The following is a 1467-nucleotide window of genomic DNA, read 5'->3' on the forward strand; positions in this document are numbered from 1 at the left end:
CGTTTCCCCCTACGAATCCCTCGACTCCAAAAAACTCCACGATGCCGCCGAGCGCGCATTGGATCACTACCTCAACCCCGCCGCCCTAAAATCCCCTGCTACCCGCAAACCCAGCACGATGTTTTTGATCGCCCCGGATATCAAGGACGAAGACCTGCTGGCCCACACCTGCGAGTCATTGGCCTAGGCCAGCGTGATGGCGAGTGATTTCGCGGACCATCTGGAAGGCCCGCATCGGCACAAGGCGATGGCGATTCAGCAGATCGTGATGCTGGCGGAACTGGCGGCGAACCGGATGCTCGATAACGTCGCCGTACCCAAACCTGCGCCACACTGCTGATCCCCCGGTGTGAACTGTTTCCCTGTGGGAGCGAGCCTGCTCGCGAAAGCGGTGAGTCAGACGACTTCAATGTCGAATGTTAAACAGCCTTCGCGAGCAGGCTCGCTCCCACATTGGGTCGTGTCGGGCCTGATTTTTTTTGCCAGCGTCCTACAGCCGTGACTTTTATGGAGGAGGATTCCGACAAGTTCTGGCGGTTGTCTTGTCGGAAGCCAGGGGGATAGGCTTTCGGAGTCGCTGCACATCAGCGACCGGGCGTCGCGGCCTGAATCAGCTTACTTGGTGCATAATCACCCGCCTCAACCGACCAGCCTTCTGTGCGTGTCGTTTGGTCTTATGGTGGCTGTGCGCGGGATACCCTCGGGTATGCCGGGTTTCCAAGTAGCTCGGTCCGCGAACCTGCGTACAGCTGCCACCTACCATCGCGTCGCGGCGATCAGTGGCGGCTCCATTACTTACTTGGAGCTTCACCATGTTCAAAGAAACCCCGAATCCCCCGCAAAACGACGACGTTTCCCCCTACGAATCCCTCGACTCCAAAAAACTCCACGATGCCGCCGAGCGCGCATTGGATCACTACCTCAACCCAGCAGCCCTCAAATCCCCTGCTACCCGCAAACCCAGCACGATGTTTTTGATTGCTCCGGATATCAAGGACGAAGACCTGCTCGCCCACACCTGCGAGTCATTGGCCCAGGCCAGCGTGATGGCGAGCGATTTCGCGGACTATCTGGAAGGCCCGCACCGACACAAGGCAATGGCGATTCAGCAGATCGTGATGCTGGCCGAACTGGCGGCGAACCGGATGCTCGATAACGTCGCCATCACAAAACCTGCGCCACACTGCTGATCCCCTGTAGGAGCGAGGCTTGCCCGCGATGGCGGTGTGTCATTCAACATCAATGTCGTCTGACACTCCGCCATCGCGAGCAGGCTCACTCCTACAGTGGAATGTGGGTATCTGCAAGAGATTGGTCGGCTGTCAGGCCGCCTTCGCGAGCAGGCTCGCTCCCACATTTGGATTGCGTACATCTGTCAGAGATTGGTCGGCTGTCAGGCCGCCTTCGCGGGCAAGCCTCGCTCCTACAAGGGGTTCGGTGTAAACGCTTCGCTCTTCACCACTCATC

1 protein-coding gene and 1 pseudogene are annotated in these 1467 nt (G+C 58.7%); both read left to right on the top strand.

Features of this window, described 5'->3' with window-relative positions; genetic code table 11:
* A pseudogene (locus FHL16_RS33715) lies at positions 1 to 340 on the top strand (DUF6124 family protein); the annotation flags it as partial.
* Between the two features lie 472 nt (positions 341 to 812).
* Positions 813 to 1190 carry a DUF6124 family protein gene (locus FHL16_RS34205; protein ID WP_077750543.1) on the top strand — a complete coding sequence of 126 codons (378 nt, stop codon included), beginning with the start codon at positions 813 to 815 and terminating at the stop codon, positions 1188 to 1190.
* Positions 1191 to 1467 lie beyond the last annotated feature (277 nt).

The sequence above is a fragment of the Pseudomonas sp. FSL W5-0299 genome (genome assembly GCF_005930655.1).
GTDB lineage: Bacteria > Pseudomonadota > Gammaproteobacteria > Pseudomonadales > Pseudomonadaceae > Aquipseudomonas > Aquipseudomonas mandelii.